At 71.5% G+C, this 4,431-nt stretch carries 3 protein-coding genes; 2 read left to right on the forward strand and 1 reads right to left on the reverse strand.

Going from position 1 to position 4,431, the window contains the following annotated elements:
- Positions 1 to 452: 452 nt before the first annotated feature.
- Positions 453 to 1,514 carry a LacI family DNA-binding transcriptional regulator gene (locus VIM26_RS25375; RefSeq protein WP_331956112.1) on the reverse strand — a complete coding sequence of 354 codons (1,062 nt, stop codon included), beginning with the start codon at positions 1,512 to 1,514 and terminating at the stop codon, positions 453 to 455.
- A gap of 472 nt (positions 1,515 to 1,986) precedes the next feature.
- Between VIM26_RS25375 and VIM26_RS25380 the strand changes: the two genes are divergently transcribed.
- Positions 1,987 to 3,750: a beta-galactosidase family protein gene (locus VIM26_RS25380; RefSeq protein WP_331956113.1), complete on the forward strand. Its 1,764-nt coding sequence runs from the start codon at positions 1,987 to 1,989 to the stop codon at positions 3,748 to 3,750.
- A gap of 2 nt (positions 3,751 to 3,752) precedes the next feature.
- A partial coding sequence (locus tag VIM26_RS25385; RefSeq protein ID WP_331956114.1) for a ThuA domain-containing protein occupies positions 3,753 to 4,431 on the forward strand: 679 nt, incomplete at its 3' end.

Genomic DNA, 4,431 nt, shown 5'->3' on the forward strand with positions numbered 1-4,431 from the left:
GGAGGGGCCTCAACCGCCGCAAGCGGCGAGGCAACGAACGTCGTGTCGGGCAGATCTCATGACCGCCAGCGGGCAACTTTCATGTCCGCCACCGGGCAACTATTTGGCCGCCTCCGGGAAGTTTCTCGTGTCCGCTGTCACCGATCAGCAGCGCGTCGGTCGACGCCGGCCCTCGGCGGCGGGCTCGACGTCGGTCGCCTGGCGCGAGTCGAGGTCCGCGCTCGGAGTCGGGCTCGAGGTCGGCGATCGGCGACGAGCGATCGGCGACGGCTCCCCGACGGGCTCAGTGCAGCTCTCCGTGCAGCCAAAGTGCGCCAGAGGTGCACGTTCGATGCACCGAGCGGTGCACTGAGCGATCGCGAAGCCATTCGCGACGAGCCAGGCTCGGTGTCGAGCGGGGCCGGGGCCGGGGAGCGGGGCCAAGCCGGCGGGGCCGAACTGAACCCCCAAGCTCAGTTCCGCGGCGCTCCCGTGCTGGCCCGCACGACCAGCTGCACCGGGAGCAGCGTGCGCGAATCGGTCAGCACCGCCTCGTCGCGGATCTGGCGCACCAGGAGGTCGACGAGCCGCTCGCCGATCAGGTGGAAGTCCTGGGAGACCGTGGTCAGGGGCGGCCAGAAGTACTCCGACTCGGGGATGTTGTCGAAGCCGACCACCGAGACGTCACCCGGAACCGTCAGCCCGCGCTCGTACAGGGCCCGATTCACGCCCAGCGCCATCTGGTCGTTCCCGCAGAAGACCGCCGTGATCTCGCGGTCGAGCGCGATCCGCTGCCCGCACTCGTATCCGGACTTGGCGTCCCAGTTCCCGATCAGCGGTTCCGGCACCGACCGACCGGCCGCCGCGAGGGCGTGCTGCCACGCCTCGATCCGCTGCCGCGCGGGCGAGGATCCCTCCGGGCCGGCGACGTGGTGAACGGTTCGGTGGCCCAGCCCGAGCAGGTGCTCGATCGCCTGCCGGGTGCCGTCGGCCTGGTCGGTCGCCACCGCCGGATGGTGCCCGACGAAGCGCGAGTCCGAGACCACGACGGGCAGGCGTGGCGGCAGGACGAGGTTCTCCGGGCTGCCCGTCTCGGCCCGGATGATGATCAGTCCGTCGATGGCCTGATGGCTCAGCCGGGTGACCGCGGCGGTCATGTCGTCCGACGACGGGCTGTCCAGATCGACCAGGCTGACCGTGTATCCCTGGGTGCGCGCGGCCTCGACGACCGCCTCGACCGTGCGGCTCTCCCCGGTCCGGGCGAGCCGGTGCGCGATCACGCCGATCGTCGAGAAGCTTCCGTACTTGAGCGCGCGCGCCGCGCTGTTCGGCGAGTAGCCGATCTGCTCCATGGCGTCGACCACGCGCTGACGCGTCTGGGGCCGCACGCTCGCATGCCCGGTCGAGACGCGGGACACGGTCTGGGCGGACACGCCGGCGAGGGCCGCGACGTCGGCGATGGACGGCGCCGATCGTGGCCGGCCCGCGGCGAGTGACCCGACGGTCGGCACCCCGGGCGCACGGTCAGGTGTCATCGGGCCATCGTAACCGGGCGATGTTTGCGTTATCACGTGGGCGGGATCCGCACGGTCAAGGATCCCGCGACCGTCTCACCCGAAGCCCGAGCGCACCAGCCGCCGAGCCACCCGAAGCTCCACCACGCACCCAACGCGCCGACGCCGTCGTCGAACCGAGGCTCGATCCCCCGATGACTCCCGGCCGACTCCGAAGAATCGGAACGTTTGGCTCGCGGCGCGCACACATCCTTCCCAAACCTGGGGCACGTCTTCGCAGGCGGCGGGTCGACTCCGAAGAATCGGAACGTTTGGCTCGTAGGACGCGCACATCCTTCCGAAACCCGCCGCCGTCCACCCGAAGCCCGACCGCGCACCCGCGACCCTGTACCCGGCTATGCTCGACCTTCGAATGTTTGCGCAAACAGACACAACCAGGGTTCCCACGGCGTCCCCTCCGGATGCGCCCCACGAGAGCGAGCACGGAATCACGATGTCCAGCTTCGAGATCGGCGAACGGGACTTCCTGCTGGACGGCGAGCCGTTCCAGATCATCTCCGGCGCGCTGCACTACTTCCGGATCCACCCGGACCTCTGGGCGGATCGCCTGCACAAGGCCCGGCTCATGGGGCTGAACACCGTCGAGACCTACGTCGCCTGGAACTTCCACGCGCCGACCGCGGACCGGTTCGATACCGACGGCCCGCGCGACCTCGGCCGCTTCCTGGACCTCGTCGCCGCCGAGGGGCTGCACGCGCTGGTCCGCCCGGGACCGTACATCTGCGCGGAGTGGGACAACGGCGGCCTGCCCGCGTGGCTGTTCGCCGACCCTTCGGTCGGGATCCGCCGCGACGAACCGCTCTTCATACCGGCCATCACGCGGTACTTCGACCATCTGCTGCCGCTGCTCAAGCCCCGGCAGGTCACCGGCGGCGGCTGCGTGCTCGCGGTGCAGATCGAGAACGAGTACGGCGCGTACGGCTGTGACCAGGACTACCTGCGGACCCTCGTCGAGCTCACCCGGGCCGGCGGCATCACGGTGCCCCTGTTCACCTGCGACCAGCCGACGGACGCCATGCTCAGCCAGGGCGGGCTGCCCGAGCTGCACAAGACCGCGACGTTCGGCTCGCGCAGCCTCGAACGGCTCGCCACCCTGCGCGCGCACCAGCCGACCGGTCCGCTGATGTGCGCCGAGTACTGGAACGGCTGGTTCGACAGCTGGGGCGGCCACCACCACACCACGACGCCCGCGGAGACGGCGGCCGACCTCGACGACCTGCTCGCCTCGGGCGCGTCGGTCAACCTCTACATGTTCCACGGCGGCACGAACTTCGGCTTCACCAACGGGGCCAACGACAAGGGCACCTACGCGCCCATCACGACGTCGTACGACTACGACGCCCCGCTGTCCGAGAGCGGTGAGCCGACCGCGAAGTACTTCGCGATGCGCGAGGTGATCGCCCGCCACGCCCCGGTGCCCGACGACGTCCCGGCGCCCGCCGCCCCCGCCCCCGCGCTCACGGTCGACCTGACCCGCCGCCGGTCGCTCTGGGCCGCCATCGACCAGCTCGGCGCCGCGGACTGGACGCGCCGCACCCACCTGCCGAGCACGGACGACGTCGGCCAATACAGCGGCTTCACCCTGTACCGGACCCACGTGCGGCCCGACGACGGCGTGGTCACGTTCGCCCAGGTGCGCGACCGCGCGCTCGTCTACCTCGACGGCGCTCCCGTCGGTGTGCTCGACCGCAGCCAGGGAGACACCGCGATCGCCCTGCCGCCGGGCCGTGGCGGCACGCTCGACCTGCTCGTCGAGGACCAGGGACGGGTGGACTACGGCCCGCGCCTGGGCGAGCCGAAGGGCCTGATAGGCCCGGCCCGGACTGCGGTCCGCGAGCTCACCGACTGGCAGCTGCTCCCCCTCGACCTGGACCTGCTGCACACGGCGGTGCGCGCCGCCGACCCGGTCCCGCCCGACCGCCCGGCCGCCGGTCCGGTCCTGCTGCACGGCACCTTCGCCACGACGCCGGGCGCCGATCACTTCCTGTCCACGGCCGGCTGGGGCAAGGGCGTGGTCTGGGTCAACGGGTTCAACCTGGGCCGGTTCTGGAGCGCCGGGCCGACCCGGACGATGTACGTTCCCGGCCCGCTGCTCACCACGTCCGGCAACGAGATCGTCGTCCTCGAGCTGCATGGCCGGGCGCTGGCCCGGGCCTCGTTCGTGAGCGGCCCGGAGCTCGGGCACACGGAGTTCTGACGATGGCGGCCGTACCGGCGATGAGCCAGCCGCGCAGGGCCCTGGTGGTCCGCGGCGGCTGGGCGGGGCACAGCCCGCGCGAGTGCACCGAGGCCCACCTCGGGTACCTGCGCGCGGCGGGGTTCGCGGTCGAGATCGCGGAATCCCTCGAGGTGTACGCCGACGCCGACTTCCTCGCGGGGTTCGACCTGATCGTGCAGTGCTGGTCGATGGGCACCCTGACCCCCGAGCAGGAACGCGGACTGGTGGACGCGGTGCAGGCCGGGACCGGCTTCGCGGGCTGGCACGGCGGCATCATCGCCACGTTCGCCACCAACGCCCGGTACCTGCGCATGGTCGGCGGGCGGTTCGTGTGGCACGCCGACGGGTTCGTCCGGCACTCGGTCCAGGTCGGCGGCACCGCCCCGGACCACCCGATCGTCGCCGGGCTGACCGACTTCCGCGTCGAGACCGAACAGTATTGGCTGCTCAGCGACCCGCTGAACGACGTGCTGGCCACCACGACCATCCCGGCCGACGACGGCGACCCGTGGCCCGAGCCCGTGACGATGCCGGTCACCTGGACCCGCCGCTGGGGCGACGGGCGGGTCTTCGTGTGCACGCTCGGGCACCAGTTGAGCGACTTCGACGTGCCCCAGACGCGCACGATGATCGAGCGCGGAATGAGCTGGGCGGCGCGCG

This window comes from Pengzhenrongella sp., assembly GCF_036565025.1.
Classification (GTDB): domain Bacteria; phylum Actinomycetota; class Actinomycetes; order Actinomycetales; family Cellulomonadaceae; genus Pengzhenrongella.

Bases quoted from the DNA above. Each gene is read 5' to 3' on its own strand.
- VIM26_RS25375 (WP_331956112.1), bottom strand. From the start codon at position 1,514: ATGACACCTGACCGTGCGCCCGGGGTGCCGACCGTCGGGTCACTCGCC.
- VIM26_RS25380 (WP_331956113.1), top strand. From the start codon at position 1,987: ATGTCCAGCTTCGAGATCGGCGAACGGGACTTCCTGCTGGACGGCGAG.